This window comes from Sinimarinibacterium thermocellulolyticum (genome assembly GCF_040327995.1).
In the GTDB taxonomy this organism is placed as follows: Bacteria; Pseudomonadota; Gammaproteobacteria; order Nevskiales; family Nevskiaceae; genus Solimonas; species Solimonas thermocellulolyticum.
Genome location: NZ_JBEPIJ010000006.1, coordinates 113,063 through 132,763, shown reverse-complemented (window position 1 = coordinate 132,763; position 19,701 = coordinate 113,063). Strand labels below are relative to the sequence as shown.

16 protein-coding genes and 1 tRNA gene are annotated in these 19,701 nt (G+C 67.5%); 8 read left to right on the top strand and 9 right to left on the bottom strand.

The window, feature by feature from the left end; all coding sequences use genetic code 11:
• Window positions 1-20 precede the first annotated feature (20 nt).
• Window positions 21-1,397, bottom strand: a complete 1,377-nt coding sequence (locus ABSH63_RS07335) for a WS/DGAT/MGAT family O-acyltransferase (protein WP_352888744.1) — start codon at window positions 1,395-1,397, stop codon at window positions 21-23.
• A 145-nt stretch (window positions 1,398-1,542) separates the two neighbouring features.
• Here ABSH63_RS07335 and ABSH63_RS07330 point away from each other — a divergent pair, with 145 nt between their 5' ends.
• Both ABSH63_RS07330 and ABSH63_RS07325 read left to right on the top strand, forming a co-directional pair.
• Window positions 1,543-3,852, top strand: a complete 2,310-nt coding sequence (locus tag ABSH63_RS07330) for a Tex family protein (protein WP_352888654.1) — start codon at window positions 1,543-1,545, stop codon at window positions 3,850-3,852.
• Window positions 3,853-3,864: 12 nt separating this feature from the next.
• Window positions 3,865-4,311: an HIT family protein gene (locus ABSH63_RS07325; RefSeq protein ID WP_352888652.1), complete on the top strand. Its 447-nt coding sequence runs from the start codon at window positions 3,865-3,867 to the stop codon at window positions 4,309-4,311.
• A 4-nt stretch (window positions 4,312-4,315) separates the two neighbouring features.
• Here ABSH63_RS07325 and ABSH63_RS07320 read toward each other — a convergent pair whose 3' ends face one another.
• The gene (locus tag ABSH63_RS07320) at window positions 4,316-5,935 is read right to left on the bottom strand and encodes a hypothetical protein (RefSeq protein ID WP_352888650.1); all 1,620 of its coding nucleotides are present in this window, start codon (window positions 5,933-5,935) and stop codon (window positions 4,316-4,318) included.
• 98 nt (window positions 5,936-6,033) lie between these two features.
• The gene (locus ABSH63_RS07315; protein WP_352888649.1) at window positions 6,034-6,627 is read right to left on the bottom strand and encodes a DUF2946 family protein; all 594 of its coding nucleotides are present in this window, start codon (window positions 6,625-6,627) and stop codon (window positions 6,034-6,036) included.
• A 175-nt stretch (window positions 6,628-6,802) separates the two neighbouring features.
• On the opposite strand from ABSH63_RS07315, the gene ABSH63_RS07310 reads away from it, so the two are divergent.
• Window positions 6,803-7,108: a hypothetical protein gene (locus ABSH63_RS07310; protein ID WP_352888648.1), complete on the top strand. Its 306-nt coding sequence runs from the start codon at window positions 6,803-6,805 to the stop codon at window positions 7,106-7,108.
• A 77-nt stretch (window positions 7,109-7,185) separates the two neighbouring features.
• Here the strand turns inward: ABSH63_RS07310 and ABSH63_RS07305 are convergent, their stop codons facing one another.
• The 4 genes from ABSH63_RS07305 to ABSH63_RS07290 form a co-directional block, all read right to left on the bottom strand.
• Window positions 7,186-7,398: a hypothetical protein gene (locus ABSH63_RS07305; protein WP_434223256.1), complete on the bottom strand. Its 213-nt coding sequence runs from the start codon at window positions 7,396-7,398 to the stop codon at window positions 7,186-7,188.
• Between the two features lie 18 nt (window positions 7,399-7,416).
• Window positions 7,417-7,554 (bottom strand): hypothetical protein, encoded by a 138-nt coding sequence (locus tag ABSH63_RS07300; protein WP_352888646.1) that lies wholly within the window; start codon window positions 7,552-7,554, stop codon window positions 7,417-7,419.
• A gap of 28 nt (window positions 7,555-7,582) precedes the next feature.
• Window positions 7,583-8,050, bottom strand: a complete 468-nt coding sequence (locus tag ABSH63_RS07295) for a hypothetical protein (protein ID WP_352888645.1) — start codon at window positions 8,048-8,050, stop codon at window positions 7,583-7,585.
• Between the two features lie 173 nt (window positions 8,051-8,223).
• On the bottom strand, window positions 8,224-9,366 hold the full coding sequence (locus ABSH63_RS07290) for a ribonucleotide-diphosphate reductase subunit beta (protein WP_434223258.1): 1,143 nt from the start codon (window positions 9,364-9,366) through the stop codon (window positions 8,224-8,226).
• A gap of 558 nt (window positions 9,367-9,924) precedes the next feature.
• Between ABSH63_RS07290 and leuS the strand changes: the two genes are divergently transcribed.
• From leuS to ABSH63_RS07270, 4 genes are all read left to right on the top strand, one after another.
• Window positions 9,925-12,522: a leucine--tRNA ligase gene (leuS, locus tag ABSH63_RS07285; protein ID WP_352888644.1), complete on the top strand. Its 2,598-nt coding sequence runs from the start codon at window positions 9,925-9,927 to the stop codon at window positions 12,520-12,522.
• An 11-nt stretch (window positions 12,523-12,533) separates the two neighbouring features.
• Window positions 12,534-13,064, top strand: coding sequence for an LPS-assembly lipoprotein LptE (locus ABSH63_RS07280; RefSeq protein WP_352888643.1), 531 nt, complete (start codon window positions 12,534-12,536; stop codon window positions 13,062-13,064).
• An 87-nt stretch (window positions 13,065-13,151) separates the two neighbouring features.
• The gene (locus tag ABSH63_RS07275) at window positions 13,152-13,856 is read left to right on the top strand and encodes a DUF481 domain-containing protein (RefSeq protein ID WP_352888642.1); all 705 of its coding nucleotides are present in this window, start codon (window positions 13,152-13,154) and stop codon (window positions 13,854-13,856) included.
• A complete protein-coding gene (locus tag ABSH63_RS07270; RefSeq protein ID WP_352888641.1) occupies window positions 13,853-14,179 on the top strand; it encodes a (2Fe-2S) ferredoxin domain-containing protein in 327 nt (108 codons plus the stop codon). The genes ABSH63_RS07275 and ABSH63_RS07270 overlap by 4 nt, the downstream gene beginning before the upstream one ends.
• Before the next feature lie 17 nt (window positions 14,180-14,196).
• On the opposite strand, the gene mltF is transcribed toward ABSH63_RS07270, so the two are convergent.
• Complete coding sequence (mltF, locus tag ABSH63_RS07265) at window positions 14,197-15,690, bottom strand: membrane-bound lytic murein transglycosylase MltF (protein WP_352888639.1); 1,494 nt, start codon at window positions 15,688-15,690, stop codon at window positions 14,197-14,199.
• A gap of 159 nt (window positions 15,691-15,849) precedes the next feature.
• Here mltF and ABSH63_RS07260 point away from each other — a divergent pair.
• Window positions 15,850-15,939 (top strand) — tRNA-Ser (locus tag ABSH63_RS07260).
• A gap of 440 nt (window positions 15,940-16,379) precedes the next feature.
• Here ABSH63_RS07260 and ABSH63_RS07255 read toward each other — a convergent pair.
• Window positions 16,380-19,310, bottom strand: coding sequence for a ribonucleoside-diphosphate reductase subunit alpha (locus ABSH63_RS07255; protein ID WP_352888638.1), 2,931 nt, complete (start codon window positions 19,308-19,310; stop codon window positions 16,380-16,382).
• Window positions 19,311-19,701: the final 391 nt, after the last annotated feature.

Below are 19,701 nucleotides of genomic sequence, written 5' to 3'. Positions count from 1 at the left end.
GATCGCACTGCGCCATCCGCTCAGGATGAGGCTTCGAGCTCCTCCAGCGCCGCGCGCGCATAGACGGCCAGACGCTGCAGATGCGGGACCGTGTCGCGGCAGCCGATGAAGCCGAAGTTGAGTTGGTCCACGTAGCTGACCACGGTCACGTTCAGGCCATAGCCGTGGAAGGGAATCGACAGCGGGTAATAGGCCTGCATGCACGCGCCGCGGAAGTACAGCGGCCGGGTCGGTCCGGGGACGTTGGAGACCACGAGGTTGAAGGCCGGGCGCACGCGGCCGACCGCGCCGGGGATCTGCGAGAGCAGCAGCGGCGCCATCAAAAGGGCGCTGTACTGCATGATGGCGCTGCGCGTCATGCCCGCGAGCTGCGCCTTGGCCGCGCGCGTCGAGGCGATGATGGTGCGCAGGCGCTCGCCGGGGTCGTCCACGTCGGTGGCCAGTGACGCGAGGATCGAGCCCACGGCATTGCCGCCGCCGGGATCGCCCTTGGGGCGAATGTTCACCGGCAGCATGGCCGTCAGCGGCCGCGCCGGCAGCGCGCCGAGCTCCCGCAACAGGCGGCGCAGCGCGCCCGCGCACAGCGCGAGCACCACGTCGTTGAGCGTGCCGTCGTGGCGCCGGGCCACGGCCTTGAGCTGCGCGACCGAGAACTGCTGCGTCGCAAAGCGGCGGTTGCGGCCGATGCGCCGGTTCAGGATCGAGTGCGGCGCCTGCATCGGCGCGACCAGTCCTTCGTTCTTCGCACTCAACGTCTTGGCCAGCGCCTTGATGACGTTGCGCGTGCTGCCGAACTGTTCGCGCAGCACGCCGAGCAGCGCCTCGAGCGTGGGCGCGCGCCAAGCAGCCGTCGGCGTGCGCGCTGCGGTCGCGCGCGCGAAGAACAGCGGCGTGTCGCGCGCCTCGGGCGTGTGCGCGAGGCTGTGCGACAAGAGCTGGATGCCGGTATAGCCGTCGACCAGGGCATGATGGACCTTGAAGTACATCGCGAAGCGCCCGCCTTCGAGGCCCTCGATGAAATGCACCTCCCACGGCGGCCGGTGGAAGTCGATCGCGTGGCTGTGCAGGCGCGAGACGAGGATTCCCAGCTCGCGCTCGTCACCGGGCGCCGGCAGCGCCGAGCGGCGGACGTGGTATTCGACGTCGAAGTGCGCGTCCTCGACCCAAGCTTGCCGCGGGTGCGCGATCAGTTGCGGATGGCGCAGCTTGAGGTTCCATGGCGCAAACGCGCGTGCCTCGGCGCGCACCTCGTCCATCAGGCCGCGCAGCCAATCGGCGGGCGCATCGGGCGGCATCGAGAACGGCATCAGCGCGCCGACGTGCATCATCGACTCGCGCGTCTCCGCGGCGAGAAAGGTCCAGTCCAGCGGGTTCAGGCGCTTGGTCGCGCGCATGATGGTCTCTCCTGCGCTTTTGCCCATCGTATGCAATTGTCCGCGCCGTGTCGCCAGCCACATTTTTCCGTCGCGCGCCAGATTGGCAGCGCAAGATGGCTTGGCTATCGTCGCCGCCCCTTTCCCGCCAGCCATCGCCGCATCGCGCATGTCCGAGATCGCCGCTCACATCGCCCGCACCATCGCCGCCGAGATCGCCGCCCAGCCGCGTCAGGTCGAGGCCGCCGTCGCCCTGCTCGACGCTGGTGCAACCGTGCCGTTCATCGCGCGCTACCGCAAGGAGGCGACCGGCGGACTCGACGACACGCAGTTGCGCAGGCTCGAAGAGCGCCTGGGTTATCTGCGCGAGCTGGAAGACCGCCGCACGGCGGTGATCGAATCGATCCGCAGCCAGAACAAGCTGACCGACGCGCTCGAGGCCAAGCTGCGCGCGGCCATGACCAAGGCCGAGGTCGAGGACCTGTACCTGCCATACAAGCCCAAGCGCCGCACGCGCGGCGAGATCGCGCGCGAGAACGGACTCGAACCGCTGCTCGATGCACTGCTGGGTGATCGCGCGCTGGTGCCGGCCGAGGCTGCCGCCGCATACATCAACGACAAGGTCGCCGATGCCAAGGCGGCGCTCGAAGGCGCGCGTGACATTCTGATGGAGCGGCTCGCGGAAAATGCCGAGCTGCTCGGCCGGCTGCGCGCCTATCTGCGCGCGCACGCGGTGCTGCGATCCAGGGTGTGGCCGGGCAAAGAGGCCGAGGGTGTCAAGTACGCCGACTATTTCGACCATCGCGAGCCCTGGCACAAGATCGCCGGTCATCGCGCGCTGGCGATGATGCGCGGTCGCAACGAGGAGATCCTGATGCTGGAGCTTGAAGTCGACGCCGACGACCCGGCGCCGTACAAGCCGGTGGAGCGCATGGTCGCCGAGGTCATCGGCGCGCGCGCCGATGGCGGCGCCGCCGACGCCTGGCTGATGGACGCGGCGCGCTGGACCTGGCGCGTCAAACTCAACACGACGCTCAGCGTCGACCTGATGAGCGAGCTGCGCCAGCGCGCCGAGGCCGAGGCGATCGAGGTGTTCGCGCGCAATCTCAAGGACCTGCTGCTCGCCGCACCGGCCGGCGCGCGCGTGACGATGGGCCTGGATCCCGGCATCCGCACCGGTGTCAAGGTCGCAGTGGTCGACGGTACCGGCAAGTTGCTCGACACCGCGACCATCTATCCGTTCCAGCCGCGCAACGATGTGCGCGGCGCGCAGGCCGAATTGGCGCGCCTGATCGCCCGGCACCGCGTCGAGCTGATCGCGATCGGCAATGGCACGGCGAGCCGCGAGACCGACAAGCTGGTCGCCGAGCTGCTGCCGCTGCTGCCCGAGCCGCGGCCGATCAAACTCGTCGTCAGCGAGGCCGGCGCCTCGGTGTACTCGGCGTCGCAGATCGCATCGGCCGAGTTTCCGAATCTGGATGTGTCGCTGCGCGGCGCGGTGTCGATTGCGCGGCGGCTGCAGGATCCGCTTGCGGAGCTGGTGAAGATCGATCCGAAGTCGATCGGCGTCGGTCAGTACCAGCACGATGTCGACCCGTACCGGCTGGCCAAGGCGCTGGACGCCGTCGTCGAGGACGCGGTCAACGCCGTCGGCGTCGATCTGAACACCGCATCGGCGTCGCTGCTCGCGCGCGTCTCCGGGCTCGGCGCCTCGCTCGCCGAGGCCATCGTCGCGCACCGTAACGCGCACGGTGCATTCCGCTCGCGCAAACAGTTGCTGGAGGTGAGCCGGCTCGGTCCCAAGACCTTCGAGCAGTGCGCGGGGTTTCTACGCATCCGCGACGGTGACGAGCCGCTCGACGCCTCGTCGGTGCATCCGGAGGCTTATGACCTCGCGCAGAAGATCGTCAAGGCCTGTGGCCGCGAGCTGCGCAGCCTGATGGGCGACAGCAAAACCCTGCGCGCGCTCGATCCGCGCGCCTTCGTCGACGAGCGCTTCGGCCTGCCGACGGTGCGCGACATCATCGATGAGCTGGAAAAGCCGGGGCGCGATCCGCGCCCGGCGTTCCGCACCGCGCGCTTCGCCGACGGCGTCCACGAGATCACCGATCTCAAGCCGGGCATGGTGCTTGAAGGCACGGTCACCAACGTCGCCGCCTTCGGTGCCTTCGTCGACATTGGCGTGCACCAGGACGGCCTCGTGCACGTCTCGCAGCTCGCCGACCGCTTCGTCAAGGACCCACGCGAGATCGTCAAGGCCGGCGACATCGTCAAGGTGCGCGTCGTCGAGGTCGATCCGGCTCGCAAGCGCATCGCGTTGTCGATGCGCAAGGACGATGGCGGCGCGCGGCGGGTGGGCGCTGGCAGCGACCGGCGCACGCCGGAACGCCGCGACACGCGCGGCGCGAAGAAACCGGCCGCGGCCGCACCACAGGGCGCGCTCGGCGCAGCGCTGCTGGAAGCGCTGCGCAAGCGCTGAAAGGTCGGCGCCATGACCATCTTCGACGCCATCATCGACGGCCGGCTGCCGGCGAGCTTCGTGCATCGCGACGAGCACTGCGTCGCATTCATGGACATCAATCCGATCACGCGCGGTCACGTGCTCGTGGTGCCGCGACAATCGGTGGCGACGCTCGACGAGCTCGACGCCGAACTGCGCGCGCATCTGTGGGACGTCGCGACGCGCGTGGCGCGCGCGCAGCGCGCCGCGCACGGCAGCCGGGCGCAGCATCTTTTGGTGAACGACGGCAAGGCGGCGAGCCAGACCGTGCCGCACGTGCACATCCACGTGATCCCGCGCTACGGCAAGGACACCCTGCGCACCGTCGGCCGTCTGATCTGGCACGTCGGCACGCTGATGATCCCGCGGCCCGAGACGACTGCGCGCCGCCAGCGCCTCGATGCACTGGCGGCGCGCATCGCCGCGCACCTGCGCTGACGGTCTACTGCAGCGCGCGCCAGACGCCGGTCCAGTCGAGCCGGCTGGCGGCGTCCATCGCGCGCTGCCACTCGGCGCTGCCTTCGCGACCGGCCTGCGCGGCGAGCAGCAGGGCATAGCCGGCGCGGTTGCGCCGCCAGTTGGCCTGGTCGTTGGCGCCAAAGTCGATCATGCGACCGTCCTGCTGGTAGCTCATGCTGCTCCAGATGCTACTGAAGGAATTGCTGGAGCCCGAGCTGCTGCTGTTGCTGGTGATGTCGTGCGGGTGGCGCTGGCCGAGGATGTGGCCGGTCTCGTGACTGAACAGGTATTCCCACCAGTTGAGGAATTCCTTGCCCTCACCGGCAAACACGCCGACCGGGCTTTCCGGATCGAAGGTCAGCCGGAAGATGTCATGCACCCAGCTCATGCTGATGCGCTGACCCGGGCTGTCGTCGTAGGTGCCGATGCCGATCACGCCGCCGCCGGGCACTGCGAGCAGATCGCTTTGCACCACGATCGACAGGTATTCCTCGCAGCCCGGGTGGTCGACATGGTAGCGATCGAAGTTCAGCGACAGATAAGCGCGCAGTACCTCGAAGGCGGGGAACTCGCCACGGGTCAGTGCATCGAGTACCGGATCGTCCTGCGGCAGTTGCAGGATCTTCAGGTCGAAGCTGGCGATGCCGCCGGTGAGATTCTGGAACGCCGCGGCGATGTGCTCGGCAACCAGCGCCTCCTCGACCGGTCGCAGCAGCGGCGTGGCCTGCGCGATGCTGGTCTGGCGCACGCCCATGATGCCGGTGACCGCATGGCAGGGCGCGGTGGACACCGGATAGATGCTGCCCTGGAGCATGCGGTACTCGGTCGCTTCGCGCACGAAGTTGGCCATGGTCGCGGCGTCGTCGGCGGCCAGCGGATTGGCGAAGTCTTCGCCGCTGCCGTAGGGGTCGGGGACTGCCGATGGGTCGAGAATGAGCAGTGGCTTGCGGTCGCCGAACAGGCGCACCGGTTCGATGAAGCCGGTCGTGCCCTGTACCTTCCAGCCGTGCTCGCCGACGCCGAAGGCCGCCAGATGCAGAATCACCATCGACGGTGCATCCGGGTTCAGTGCGAAGCCGTGACGGGGCAGCGCGGCGGCGAGGAAGTCCTCCATGGCGATCGCATCAAAGCGCGTGTCGCTGAGCCGGGCCGCGGCCAGGGCGGCTTCGAACTCGGCGACCAGCGCAGCCGGGGCCGGCGTCACCTGGTACAGCGCGGTCGGCAGCACCGGCAGCGTGAAGCTCTCGCCGAGCAGCGGCACCAGCACCAGCGCGCCGTCACTTTGCAGTTCGTCGATGTCCGGTGGCAGCGACTGGTTGAGGTCGCCATTGGCATGATCGACGGTGTAGGGCTGCAGCTCGGCCTGCAGCGCCGCGGCCTGTTCGGCGCTCAGGCCGAAGGTCACGACCGGCACCGGTACGTCGACCGACAGGCGCCCGTCGATCCACTCGGCGCGCTGCTTGGCGATGCCGCCGTCACCGCTACCGGGTACGGCGGGTGGCGCCGCGTCGGGAAGGTTGCTGCTGCCGCAGGCCGCGAGCAGCAGGCTGATCGAGGCGAAGAAGACGGACGCGCGCTGGCGCAGGCGGAAAGTGGCTGGCATGGTGATCCCCCGAGAATGCTGTGGCATGCTGCGCTTGGCTGCGCAGTCGTCCTACGTACTGTAGGTGTGTTCAGATGCCTGGGGGAGCGGGGCTTTCCTCAGCCGGCAGCCCCGGCCTCGGCGTCGCGCGGCTGCGGTTCGCGCACGAAGCCCAGGACCTTTGGCGCGGCGTCGAAGTCGAGCCGGCCGAGCGGCAGGGTCGTTGCCCCCAGGCGCAGCGACAGCATCGTCCGTGAGCCCGAGGGCAGCGCGAGGGTCTCGGCGAGCAGATCCTCGTCGACCGGTGTCTGCGGCCCGCGCAGGTGTTCCAGCAGCCAGTAGAGATCCTCACCTTCGAGCACCGCGGGGCCGTGCGCGGTGCGCAGCCACAGCGCGCCGTTCTCGTCGAGCCAGGCCGCCTCGGCCGTGTCGACGGCGAGCCCGGTATGCGTCAGCAGCCGGCCGCATCCGTCGCTGTGCAGCACCAGCGGTGCCGATTCCAGCGTCACGTAGCCGCGCTGCGGGCCGTTCTGGAAAAACCAGCGGCCGTGCTCGTCGGCGGCGTAGTTGGGGTTGATCGTGTCGATGATCTGCGGGCGGCTGATCAGCTCGCCGCGGATGGTCCAGCGCCCGCGCCGGTCGAGGCCGAGCCAGCCGAACAGCGCCGGCACGTTCGGCCACTTCTCCAGTGCGCGATAGACCCAGTCTTCCATCCGCATCAATCCGCAGGGAGCCGCTTCGATTCTATCGCTTGCCCCGACCGCTGCCGGCCGAATGCCGATGCGTGCTGTCGGCAAATGCCGACACGGTGTTTAAGGGGCGCCACCGAAGCCATCCGCACGAGCCGCGCGGACAATGAAACCGTCACCGAGCCCTCCGAGTCTTGCGATGCCGCAGCCCGATCTACCCGCTTCGATCCTGCCCCGGATTGCCGCGATTCCGGCGCGCCCGCCTAGCCAGTGGCCGGTCGGCGTGCGCCTGCGCTTTCGCCCGGACGCCGAGATGAGCCCGACCCACGAGGCGCTGCGCGGCAAGCCGCTGCTGGTGCTCTCGGCGCTGCGCCTGATCGGGCCGAACGATGGCCGCTGGTCGTGGCGTCAGCAGGTGCTGTCGCTGACGACCGGTCGTGTCGGCTGGGCGCGGCCCGACCAGCTCGACCTGCCGATCGACGACGACGGCTGGATGGCCTTCTGACGAGCTGTGTTCCCTGAGCAGCGCGGATCCCGGTGCTGCAACTGCCGGCCCGGTGACTCCCCCGGGCCTTTTTTTGCTCAGGCGGCCTCGGGGAGGGCGGCCTGGGCGAGCACGGCATCGACGCCGAGCATGCGATCGATTACGCGGCAGTCCTGCTCGCGACGCAGCGCATCGAACAGTTGCTCCGCCTGCGGATAGCTGCGCGACAGCGCCTTGAGCCACTGCTTGATGCGCCCCGGCGCGAAACGCGGCGCGAGCTTGGCGCGCACCTTTCGCCAATAGTCCTGCACGAACGGCAGCAGCGCGTCTCAAGCCATTGACGGGGAGCTGCGGCCGGCGGCGGTCGCGGCGAAGTGCACGTCGAGCTCGATGCCGCCGATGCGCGTGAGCACGTCGCGCATCACGTCGTCGACCAGGCCTTGCATCGGGGCGAGTTCGAGCTGCATCGTCGCTGAAGGTCAGAAGGGGGGCGGCTTAGCGCTCGCGCTGGGGGGCGTGCACGGTCGATCCGGGACCGGGTCGCGCGCCGTTGGCATCCGGGCGCCGATACGCCGCGCGCAACTGGCTGATCGTGCCGGCGCCCTCGGTGAATACGAACAACCACAGGATCGGCGGGCCGTCCCGGGCCAGAACGACCCAGGCCAGCACCAGCGCCACGTACAGCCGTCCCCAACCGTCGATCACCGCGAACAGCCCGACCGGGTGCAGCAGCCGCGCGACCACCCACACGCTGACCAGTGTGCCGGTCAGATACACGAACAGGTGATGGATCGGCTCGAACGGCGGCGCCTCGGCCGTGCCGCCGATCAGTCCATTCGCCCAGTACAGCATCTCGATGAACTTCGGCGCCAGCGGCGGCAAGGCCAGCATCAGCGTCACGGCCGAATCCACTCCGGCCCAGAAGCGGACGGTGCGCGCAGGGACATGGTCGTAACGGCTCATCGGGCGGCCCTTGCTGGACGAGGCGCCGGCAGTGTCGCCGAGTCACGCCGTGCGTGTCACCCCCGCCGACGCGCGATCGCCGCACTGGGTGCGGTTCGCGGTCAGCGCTGGGATACGGCATGGCCGCGATCCCAGCGGTCGGGCGTGCGCGCCGGCGGGGCTTGGGCGACCGCTCAGTCCCAGACCAAGGCGCCGCCGGTCTGGTATTCCGTGACCCGGGTCTCGAAGAAGTTCTTCTCCTTCTTCAGGTCGACGATCTCGCTCATCCACGGGAACGGATTGTCCGCGGCGGGGTAGAGCGCGGCGATGCCGATCTGCGCGCAACGGCGGTTGGCGATGAACTTCATGTACTCGTTGAACATGTTGGCATTCAGGCCGAGCACGCCGCGCGGCATGGTGTCGTGGGCGTAGCGGATCTCCAGCTCGGTCGCCTCGCGGATCATCGCGCTCACTTCCCGCTGGAAGTCGGCGGTCCAAAGGTGCGGGTTCTCGAGCTTGATCTGGTTGATCACGTCGATGCCGAAGTTCATGTGCATGGACTCGTCGCGCATGATGTACTGGATCTGCTCGGAGGTGCCGACCATCTTGTTGCGGCGGCCGAAGCTGAGCAGCTGCACGAAGCCCACGTAGAAGAAGATGCCCTCGAAGACGACGTAGAAAGCGATCAAGTCGCGCAGCAGCCGCCGGTCGGCCTCGGGCGTGCCGGTGCGGAAAGCCGGATCGGCCAGGCTCTGCGTGTACGGTAGGCTCCACGCGGCCTTGTCGTGGATGCTCGGGATCTCACGGTACATGTTGAACACCTCGGCCTCGTCCAGGCCCAGGCTCTCGATGCAGTACTGGTAGGCGTGGGTGTGGATGGCCTCCTCGAAGGCCTGACGCAGCAGGTACTGCCGGCACTCGGGGTTGGTCAGGTGGCGGTAGACGGCCAGCACCAGGTTGTTCGCCACCAGCGAGTCGGCGGTGGAGAAGAAGCCGAGCGAGCGCTTGATGATGGTGCGCTCGTCCGCGGTCAGACCATTGGGGTCCTGCCACAGGGCGATGTCCGCGGACATGTTGATTTCCTGCGGCATCCAGTGGTTGTTGCAGGCCGCGAGGTACTTCTCCCAAGCCCACTTGTACTTGAACGGGACGAGCTGGTTGAGGTCGGCGCGGCAGTTGATGATGCGCTTGTCGTCCACCTGGATGCGGCGGGCGCCCATCTCCAGGTTTTCCAGGCCGGTGGCGCCGGCCGCGGCGGCGTGCGCGGCCTGCTCGATCACCGCCGGGTGCACCGCCGGCCGGGTCATGGGCTTGTGCGCCGGCGCGGCGGCAGTCATCGGTTCGGGGGTGGTCTGCGGGGTATCGTCCCAGCTCAGCATCGGTGTTGCTCCTGTTCTACGTTCCCGGCCGGGGGCGGGCCCGGGCCGGTGGTGGGTCTGAGGTGTCGGCGTCGCGGTGGCGGTGGGCCTAGACGCACCGGTCCGGCGTGGGCCGATGCGGCGCTGGCCATGCAGGGTGCCTCGGGTGTCTGGCTTTTCCCCCCTTGCACTGGATGCTGCCGATGAGGATCGCGCACCGCGCCGCGGACCACGGCCCCGCGACGGCGACGGCGGGTACGGTTAGGGTGCGCCGGTCGGCGTGGCGCGTCAAGGGGGTGTACACAACTGGTTGTGATCTCGCAATGCGCGCGCCGCTACATATAGTGATGGACACAGGCAATCCCGCGCCCATGCACAGGCTTGCTCGGGGACGCACGGGCAGCTTGTCCACGCTGTTATGCACAGGGGCGTCGATCTGTCGCGCGCACCCTGCCCCTCGCGGCGCCGTCGCGAAGGACGGCGGGGGCGGGCTGGTACACTGGCCGCCATTTTTTGGTTCCCGCCGTAATCCCTCCCATGCAAGAGCAGTATTCCCCCGCGGACGTCGAGACCTCGGCGCAGTCGTTCTGGGCGCGCACGCGCGCCTTCGAGGTCCACGAGGACCCGACGCGCGAGAAGTTCTACTGCCTGTCGATGTTCCCGTACCCCAGCGGCAAGCTGCACATGGGGCACGTGCGCAATTACACGATCGGCGACGTGATCAGCCGCTATCAGCGCATGCTCGGCAAGAACGTGTTACAGCCCATGGGCTTCGATGCCTTCGGCCTGCCGGCGGAGAACGCGGCGATCGCCAACGACACGCAGCCGGCCAAGTGGACCTACGCCAACATGGACTACATGGTGAACCAGCTCAAGCGCTTGGGCTTCGCCTATGACTGGTCGCGGCGCGTCGACACCTGCCGGCCGAACTACTACCGCTGGGAGCAGTTGCTGTTCACGCGCTTGATGAAAAAGGGTCTGGTCTACCGCAAGAACGCGGTGGTGAACTGGGACCCGGTGGATCAGACCGTGCTCGCCAACGAGCAGGTGGTCGACGGGCGTGGCTGGCGTTCCGGTGCGCTGGTCGAGCGCAGGGAAATCCCGCAGTGGTTCCTCAAGATCACCGCCTACGCGCAGGAGCTGCTCGACGATCTGGATACGCTCGACGGTTGGCCGGAGGCGGTCAAGACCATGCAGCGCAACTGGATCGGCCGCTCGGAGGGCCTGGAGCTGCAGTTCGCGATCCAAGGCGAACGCGAACCGCTCACCGTCTACACCACGCGCCCGGATACGCTGATGGGCGTGACCTACCTCGCCGTCGCCGCCGAGCATCCGCTCGCGGTCAAAGCGGCGGCACACAACCCCGAACTGGCCGCCTTCATCCGGGAGGCATCGCGTTCCGGCGTCGCCGAGGCCGACATCGAGACGATGGAGAAAAAGGGCATGCCGCTCGGCATCAGCGCCGTGCACCCGATCTCCGGCGAGAAGGTGCCGGTGTGGGTCGCCAACTTCGTGCTGATGGGCTACGGCACCGGCGCGGTGATGGCGGTGCCCGGGCACGACGAGCGCGATTTCGCCTTCGCCCGCAAGTACGGCCTGCCGATCAAGCAGGTGATCGCGATCGACGGCGAGGTCTTCGATCCGCAGCGCTGGCAGGACTGGTACGCGGACAAGACCCACCCGCGGATGCGCGTCGTCAACTCCGGCGAATTCGACGGCCTGAATTACAGCCAGGCCTTCGATGCGATCGCCGCGCGCGTCGAGCGCGCCGGCACCGGTCGGCGATGCGTGAACTTCCGGCTGCGCGACTGGGGCGTGTCGCGCCAGCGCTACTGGGGCTGCCCGATTCCGGTGATCTACTGCCCGCGCTGCGACGCCGTGCCGGTGCCCGAGGACCAGTTGCCGGTGGTGCTGCCCGAGGATGTGGCCTTCACCGGGGTGCAGTCGCCGATCAAGGCCGACCCCGAATGGCGCAAGACCACCTGTCCAGAGTGCGGCGGCCCGGCCGAGCGCGAGACCGATACCTTCGACACCTTCATGGAGTCGAGCTGGTACTACGCGCGCTACGCCTGCCCGGACAACGACACGCAGATGCTGGATGCTCGCGCGAACTACTGGCTGCCGGTGGATCAATACATCGGCGGCATCGAGCACGCGATCCTGCACCTGCTCTATGCACGCTTCTTCCACAAGCTGCTGCGCGACGAGGGCCTTGTGGCCAGCGACGAGCCGTTCACCAGGCTTTTGACGCAGGGCATGGTCGTCAAAGAAACCTATTACCGCGAAGTCGACGGCAAGAAGCAGTGGATCAATCCGGCCGACGTGGAGCTCGAACTCGACGCCAAGGGCCAGCCGCTCGCCGCCAGGCTCAAGGCCGACGGCGCGCCGGTGGTCATCGGCGGCGTCGAGAAGATGTCCAAGTCCAAGAACAATGGGGTCGACCCGCAGGCGATGATCGACGCCTACGGCGCCGACACGGTGCGTCTGTTCGCGATGTTCGCCGCGCCGCCCGAGGCTTCGCTGGAATGGCGCGACGACGGTGTCGAGGGCGCTTCGCGTTTCTTGCGTCGGCTCTGGCGCGGCGTCTACCAACACGTCTCGGCCGGTCCGGCGCCGACGCTCGACAAGAGCGGCTTGAGCGCCGAGCACAAGGCGCTGCGGCGCAAGCTGCACGAGACCATCGCCAAGGTCAGCGACGACTACGGCCGCCGCCAGACCTTCAACACCGCGATCGCCGCGGTCATGGAGCTGATCAACGAAGCCGCACGTCTGCCGGACGACGCCGCGCAGTCGCGCGCCGTGCTGCAGGAAGTCTGGGAGGCGGTGACGCTGATGCTGCAGCCCATCGTGCCGCATATCTGCCACGCGCTCTGGCAGGCGCTGCGCGGCCGCGACGACCTGCTCGACCAGCGCTGGCCGTCGGTGGATGCGTCCGCGCTGGAGAAGGACGAGCTGGCCATCGTCGTGCAGGTCAACGGCAAGCTGCGCGCCAACATCCGTGTGCCGGCGACGGCGGGCAAGGATGAGATCCTGGCATTGGCGCTGGCCGACGCCAACGTGCAGCGCTTCATTGCCGGGCAGACGATCAGAAAGCAGGTCGTGGTGCCGGGCAAACTGGTCAATTTCGTGGTGTAGGCTGGCCGTCCATGACGCATCGCCGCCTCGTCTGGACCGTCACGGTCGCGCTCGCACTGCTGCTGACCGCCTGCGGGTTTCGCCTCGCCGGCACGCGGCCGTTGCCGCAGCCCTTGCAGCGCGTCTACATCCAAGTGATCGCGCCGTATCGGGTGGTACAGCCGCCGCTGGAATCCGCGCTGCGCGCGATCCTGCAGCGGCGCGGCGCCGACGTGCGCGGCGAGACCGAGCGGGGAACGACGGTGATCCGATTGTCGGATCTGGTGGAAAAGCGCGAGGTGCTGTCGGTCGGCATCGACGGCAAGGCACTGGAGTTCCGCCTCGTCACCAGTGTGCAGTATCAGGTGATCCGCGACGGCGCCCTACTCGCTGGTCCCGATGCGCTGCGGCTGACGCGCGATTACAGCTTCCAGCCGGAACAGGTGCTGGCGAAAGAGGCCGAGGAGGCGCGGCTGCGCGCGTTCATCCAGACCGAGATCGCCGAGCTGATGTTGCTGCGCCTGGAAGCGCAGCTCGCAGAGCACGAGCCGAGCGCGCCATGACGCCTTTTCGTGCCACGCGAACGGACGCGCTTGTCCTTCGTGCGTGCGTGAGCCCCCTTCGTGTCTCCATTCGACTCGGGAGTCGTGATGTTCCGTTGCTGCTTCGTCCTGCTCGCCGTTCTTGTCTTTTCCCCAGCGTCTGCGCAATGGGCGGGTGAGGTCGGTCTGGGCTATCTCGGCACCTCGGGCAACACCCGAACGGAGTCGCTCAATGGCAAGCTCGCGCTCGACTACACGCGCGGGGGCTGGAAAAACGGCTTCAAGGCGCAGAGCACTTACAGCACCGATCAGGACGAAACCACCGCCGAACGCTATGCGCTGTCCGACAAGCTCGACTGGAGCTTCAGCGAGCGCAATTACCTGTTCGTGTCGCTGGACTGGGAGAAGGATCTGTTCGGCGGCATCCGCGAGCGCACCTCGGAGACCGTCGGCTACGGCCGCAAGCTCTTGGTCGGTCCGACGCACTTTCTCGAAGCGGCGATCGGCGCCGGTGCGCGCCAGTCCAAGGAAAACGTCACCGGGTTGCGCGATGAGGACCTGATCTACCGCGGCTCGGCCCTCTACACCTGGAAGCTGTCCGAGACCAGCGCATTCAGCGAGGGGGTGAAAGTCGAGTCGGGAGAATCGAACACCTTCGCCGAGTCGCTCGCCGAGCTGAAGGTGTCCATCGTCGGCAATCTGTTCGTCTCGATCTCGTATACGGTGCGCTACAACTCCGACGTGCCGGATGGCAGCGACCAGACCGATACCTTCACCGCGATCAACCTGTCCTACGCCTTCGGTGCGCAATGAGCGAGAAGGCCAGCTTCTACCGGCACCACGTCTTTTTCTGCTGCAACCAGCGGCCGCCGGGCGAGCGCGTCTGCTGCAACGACAAGGGCGCCAGCGAGCTGCGCGACTACGCCAAGCAGCGCGTCAAGCAGCTGGGTCTGGCGGCGCCGGGCAAGGTCCGCATCAACCAGGCCGGCTGTCTCGACCGCTGCGAGCAAGGGCCTTGCATCGTCGTCTATCCGGATGCGGTCTGGTACACCTACGTCGACGAAGAAGACATCGACGAGATCATCGACGAGCATCTGGTCAAGGGCAAGATCGTCGAGCGCCTGCGTATCCGCTGACAGTCCGTGACGCGGGCTCACAGGATCGGCGAGTCGATGTCCAGGGGATCCTTGTCGCGCCGCTCCGGCTCCGGGGTCGGCGCCGGCTCGGGCGGCGGCTCGGTGGGTGTCGCGGGTACGCCGGTCATCCACACCAGCATGTCGTAATAGGTGCGCACGTTGCCGACATAGGTGAGCGCCTCATGGCCGCGCGCGTAGCCGTATTTGGTCTGGCTGTGCCATTTGTGCTGCGTCAACAGCAGCAGGCGTTCGCGCACGTCGAGCCAGCGGTTCGGATCGCCGCCCTGCCGTGCGGTGAGATCGCGCACGTCGAGCAGATGGCCATAACCGATGTTGTAGGCGACCAGCGCCAGCCAGGTGCGGTCCGGTTCGGTGATCTCGGGCGGCAGTTGATCGAGCAGCAGACGCAGATAGCGCGAGCCGCCGAGAATGCTTTGTCCGGGGTCTTCGCGATCGGCGACGTTCATGCGCTGCGCGGTCGCCGCCGTGAGCTGCATGATGCCGCGCACGCCGGTGGGGCTGACTGCGCTCGGATCCCAGTGCGATTCCTGGTAGCCGATGGCGGCGAGCAACCGCCAGTCGATGCCCGTCTCCGCGCCGGCCTGCTCGAACAGCTTGCGGTATCTCGGCAGGCGGGTCTGCACGTGCGTCGCCAGCGTCAGCGCGCCAAAGGTATCCACCTGCTGCACATGGCCGAAGTAGCGATCACGCAGCCGCGAAAGCTCGGCTTCGCCGAGCTCGTCGAAGTAGCGCTCGGCTGCACGCAGCAGGCTGCGGTCGCGTTGGGCCGAAAATGCCCAGGCCAGCGTCTGGCGCTCGGCGAGCGCGAATGCCGTCCGCAGATCCGGATAGTAGCGGCGGTTGATCGCGAGCAGATCGGAATTGGCGATGGTGTAATCGAGTTCGCCGTTGGCGACCGCCAGCAACAGCTCCTCGGTTTCGACATCCGCCACTTCTTCCCAGCGCAGGCCGGGGTACTCGGTGTCGCGCAACTCGCGCAGACGCTCGGCGTGTGCGCCGCCGGCCACCACGCGCAGGCTGCCGTCGAGGTCCGCCAGGCTCTCGGGTTTGCGCCGGCCTTTGCGATAGACCAGCAGCGGCACCACCGACTGCACCGGGCGCGTGAAGCGCAGCCCGCGCTCGCGCGCCTCGGTCACGCCGATGCCGGCGGCAGCCAGGTGCACGATCCCGTCGCGCGCCATCTGCGCCGCCTCCGGCGGGTTTGCCGCCAGCTCGATCTCCAAGCGCACCCCCAGCGTCTGCGCGAAGCCCAGCGCGAGGTCGTACTCGAAACCCACCGGGTCCCCCCCGGGGCCGATGTAGTAGGTCGTCGGACTGTTGACCGTCGCAACCCGCAGCACGCCGAGCGCTTGCACCTCCTCGAGCAGGCTTTGCCGGGGCGAGCAGGTGATCGCAAGGCCCAGCAGCGCCGTCGCGCACAGCAGCACGCCCCCCCGCCAGAGGCGGCGCGGCGATAGAACGCGGGCGATGGGCTTTAGGATCAGCTTCATTTAGAATATCGGGCCTGCTCGACGCGGCTTGGCCGTGCGCCCCCTCGGGGCGCCCGCTAAGACCGCACGCTAGCACACCGGGTTTCCCCGGCCGGCCAGAGGAAAACGGGACCGGCGGTATCACAGACCGCCCGCCGGCACCGATGAGCAAACCGTCACGGAGAGGTGGCAGAGTGGTCGAATGTACCTGACTCGAAATCAGGCGTACGTGCAAGCGTACCGTGGGTTCGAATCCCACCCTCTCCGCCACACAAATACAAAAGCCCCTTGAATGGGGCTTTTGTATTTGTGCGAAGTGGAAGGCGAGGGTGGGATTCGAAGGGCAGGCCATGGATGGCCTGCCCCGGCGAGCGCGTCGAGGCCAGGATGGCCGAGCCGACGCGAGGTTCCCACCCTCTCCGCCACACAAATACAAAAGCCCCTTGAATGGGGCTTTTGTATTTGTGCGAAGTGGAAGGCGAGGGTAGGATTGCGCGGCCCATCCATGGGCCGCGGCCCGGCTTCTCGATACGCCTGCTGCGCAGACTACCCGAAGCGAGCGGCGTCGGCTGCGGGCTGCGGTGCAGGTGGTGTTTTCACTCGGCTCGTCCCGTTCGGGTCGAGTCGCAGCAGGTGCCGCGGATCAAGAGCGTAGGCGCACCAAACAAGAACCCCCGCACGGGGCGGGGGTTCGGATGCCGCAGGGGCAACTACTGACAGGCCTCGCAGTCCGGGTCGAGGATCGAGCAGACCTTGGCGCCGCCGACGTCGCTGGCGGCGGCCGGCGCCGCCGGGGAGGGTGCCGCGACCGGCTGCGCGGATTTGACGTTGCCGCCGACGGCGTTGAGGCGGCCGTCGCTGATCGTGGTCTTCTCCGCATGCGTCGCGCCCATCGTGCGCAGGTAGTACGTGGTCTTCAGGCCCGAGATCCAGGCGTGCTTGTACAGTTCGTCGAGCTTCTTGCCGCTGGGCTCGCGCATGTACAGGTTCAGCGACTGCGCCTGGTCGATCCACTTCTGGCGGCGGCTGGCGGCGTCGACCAGACGCTTGGGGTCGATCTCGAAGGCGCACTTGTAGAGTGCCTTGAGCTCGGGCGGGATGCGGTCGATGTGCTGCACGCTGCCGTCGAAGTACTTGAGGTCGTGCGCCATGACCTCGTCCCAGAGGCCCAGCTTCTTGAGGTCGTTGACCAGATACTCGTTGACCACGGTGAACTCGCCCGAGAGGTTTGATTTCACGTAGAGGTTCTGGTACGTGGGCTCGATCGACTGCGACACGCCGGTGATGTTGGCGATGGTCGCCGTCGGCGCGATGGCCATGCAGTTGGAGTTGCGCATGCCAACGGTCTTGATGCGCTCACGCAGGCCGTCCCAGTCGAACTTGCCGGAGACGCTGGTGTCCTGCTTGACGAAGTCGGCTCCCCGTTCCCGGGCGAGGATCTGGATGGAGTCGATCGGCAGGATGCCGCGGCTCCACAGCGAGCCTTCGAAGCTGGAGTAGCGTCCGCGCTCGGCTGCAAGGTCCGTGCTCGCCTTGATCGCGTAGTAGCTGATCGCCTCCATCGATACGTCGGCGAACTCGATCGCCTTGTCCGAATCGTAGGGCAGGCGCAGCTTGTACAGCGCGTCGTGGAAGCCCATCACGCCCAGACCCACCGGGCGGTGGCGCAGGTTGGAGTTGCGCGCGGTGGCGACCGAGTAGTAGTTGTACTCGATGACGTTGTCGAGCATGCGCATCGCCGTGCTGATCGTGCGTTCCAGCTTGGCGGTGTCGAGTTGGCCGTCTTCGGTGACGTGCGCCGGCAGATTGACGGACCCGAGGTTGCAGACCGCGATCTCCTGGCCGGCCTTGGTGTTGAGCGTGATCTCGGTGCACAGGTTGGAGCTGTGCACGACGCCGACATGCTGCTGCGGCGAGCGCAGGTTGCACGGATCCTTGAACGTGATCCAGGGGTGCCCGGTTTCGAACAGCATCGACAGCATCTTGCGCCACAGACTGACGGCCGGCATGCGCTTGAAGTTCTTGATGCGGCCTTCGTCGGCGAGCCGCTCGTACTCGACGTAACGCTTCTCGAAGGCGGCACCGACCAGATCGTGCAGGTCCGGCGTTTCGTCCGGCGAGAACAGTGTCCACTGGCCCTCCTGAATCACGCGCTTCATGAACAGGTCCGGGACCCAGTTGGCGGTGTTCATGTCGTGGGTACGGCGGCGCTCGTCGCCGGTGTTCTTGCGCAGTTCCAGGAACTCCTCGATGTCGCGGTGCCAGGTTTCCAGGTAGGCGCAGACCGCCCCCTTGCGCTTGCCGCCCTGGTTGACGGCGACGGCGGTGTCGTTGGCGACCTTCATGAACGGTACGACGCCATTGGACTTGCCGTTGGTGCCCTTGATATAGCCGCCCATGCCGCGCACCGGCGTCCAGTCGTTGCCCAGCCCGCCGGCAAACTTCGAAAGCAGGGCGTTGTCCTTGATGGCGCCGAAGATGCCGTCGAGGTCGTCGGGCACCTGCGTCAGATAGCAGCTCGACAGCTGCGGGCGCAGCGTGCCGGAATTGAACAGCGTGGGCGTGCTCGACATGAAGTCGAAGCTCGACAGCAACTGGTAGAACTCGATGGCCCGCGCTTCGCGGTCGATCTCGTTGATGGCCAGGCCCATCGCCACACGCATGAAGAACGCCTGCGGTAGCTCGAAGCGGGTGCCGTTGCTGTGGATGAAGTAGCGGTCGTACAGGGTCTGCAGGCCCAGGTAATCGAACTTGGCGTCGCGTTCGGCGAGCAGGGCGCGGCCCAGCGTATCGAGGTCATAGAGCGCGAGCTTGGGGTCGAGCAGCTCCAGCGACACGGCTTTGTGGATGTACTCGCGGAAGTAGTCCGGGTACAGGGTCTTCATTTCCTCGAAGGTCGGACGCGTCTCGCTCATGCCGAGGAACTTCAGTGCCTCGTGGCGCAGCGCGTCGAGCAACAGGCGCGCCGACACGTAGGTGTAGTTCGGCTCCTTTTCGATGCGCGCGCGTGCGGCCAGCGTCAGTGCCTGCGACAGTTCGGCTTCGGGCATGCCGTCGTAGAGGTCGCGCAGCGCGGCGCCGACCACTTCGTCGACGTCGACGCCGGACAGTCTCGCGCAGGCCTCGGTGACGAGGCGGCGCATGCGCGCCTCGTCGAGCGGCACTACCGAGCCGTCGTCGCGGGTGATCGACAAGGCCGGCCGGTCCATCGTCGGGCCGGCCGCCGCCTCGGCGGCCCGTTCGCGCGCCCGTTCTTCGCGATAAAGCACGTAGGCGCGGGCAACCTTGTGCTCGCCGGCGCGCATCAAAGCCAGCTCGACCTGGTCCTGGATGTCCTCGATGTGTAGGGTGCCGCCGCCGGAAAGATGGCGGGTGAGGGCCTGGACCACCTGCGCACTGAGCGTCTCCACCTTCTGGCGAACCGCCGCCGATGCGGCCGCTGCGCTTCCTTCGACCGCGAGGAAGGCCTTGGTCATCGCGATCTGGATCTTGGACGCATCGAACGCGGTGACCTTGCCGTTGCGGCGGATGACTTTGATCGCGCCCGGAGCGGTGGCCGCGAGCTCGGCGGGGCTCGCGGCGGGGATCGTCGGCGTCGGGCGGCGGGACTCGGGCGCAGCGATCGAGGTGTGGGTCTGCATGGTGGAACTCCCCGTGTACGCAAACGGCAGGCGGAAGATGCTGGGCGGCGCACCGCCCGGGTGCAGGGCGGCGCAGCGTGTCGAATAACCATATCTTGTGGTTCGAGAACCCGTCAACCGCTAGCAGTTGTGCTCAAAGCAGTGAGCGGGCGGTGCGCAGGCTGTGGACAAGTCGCGCCTGGATCGGCGGCTCGCCAGCGATTTCCGCGACTTACGGCGGCCCTGCGTCAGCGCGCGCAGGCCTTGCCCACGTTCTGGCTGGCCGGCTTGTGTCGCCCGGCGCGGTCCGGACAATAAGGGCCCCTGCCACGCGGTCCGCACCGCGGTCGTCCATCATGCCCATGCGTTCCCGTTCATCCTTTGCGCGCGAGTGCAAGCGTCGCCGTCTTCG

Excerpts from the sequence above, each read along its gene's own strand:
- ABSH63_RS07290 (WP_434223258.1), bottom strand. The coding sequence starts at position 9,366 with ATGACTGCCGCCGCGCCGGCGCACAAGCCCATGACCCGGCCGGCGGTG.
- ABSH63_RS07325 (WP_352888652.1), top strand. The coding sequence starts at position 3,865 with ATGACCATCTTCGACGCCATCATCGACGGCCGGCTGCCGGCGAGCTTC.
- ABSH63_RS07295 (WP_352888645.1), bottom strand. The coding sequence starts at position 8,050 with ATGAGCCGTTACGACCATGTCCCTGCGCGCACCGTCCGCTTCTGGGCC.
- ABSH63_RS07255 (WP_352888638.1), bottom strand. The coding sequence starts at position 19,310 with ATGCAGACCCACACCTCGATCGCTGCGCCCGAGTCCCGCCGCCCGACG.
- ABSH63_RS07275 (WP_352888642.1), top strand. The coding sequence starts at position 13,152 with ATGTTCCGTTGCTGCTTCGTCCTGCTCGCCGTTCTTGTCTTTTCCCCA.
- leuS (WP_352888644.1), top strand. The coding sequence starts at position 9,925 with ATGCAAGAGCAGTATTCCCCCGCGGACGTCGAGACCTCGGCGCAGTCG.
- ABSH63_RS07310 (WP_352888648.1), top strand. The coding sequence starts at position 6,803 with ATGCCGCAGCCCGATCTACCCGCTTCGATCCTGCCCCGGATTGCCGCG.
- ABSH63_RS07315 (WP_352888649.1), bottom strand. The coding sequence starts at position 6,627 with ATGGAAGACTGGGTCTATCGCGCACTGGAGAAGTGGCCGAACGTGCCG.
- mltF (WP_352888639.1), bottom strand. The coding sequence starts at position 15,690 with ATGAAGCTGATCCTAAAGCCCATCGCCCGCGTTCTATCGCCGCGCCGC.
- ABSH63_RS07280 (WP_352888643.1), top strand. The coding sequence starts at position 12,534 with ATGACGCATCGCCGCCTCGTCTGGACCGTCACGGTCGCGCTCGCACTG.
- ABSH63_RS07330 (WP_352888654.1), top strand. The coding sequence starts at position 1,543 with ATGTCCGAGATCGCCGCTCACATCGCCCGCACCATCGCCGCCGAGATC.
- ABSH63_RS07300 (WP_352888646.1), bottom strand. The coding sequence starts at position 7,554 with ATGCAGCTCGAACTCGCCCCGATGCAAGGCCTGGTCGACGACGTGATG.
- ABSH63_RS07320 (WP_352888650.1), bottom strand. The coding sequence starts at position 5,935 with ATGCCAGCCACTTTCCGCCTGCGCCAGCGCGCGTCCGTCTTCTTCGCC.
- ABSH63_RS07270 (WP_352888641.1), top strand. The coding sequence starts at position 13,853 with ATGAGCGAGAAGGCCAGCTTCTACCGGCACCACGTCTTTTTCTGCTGC.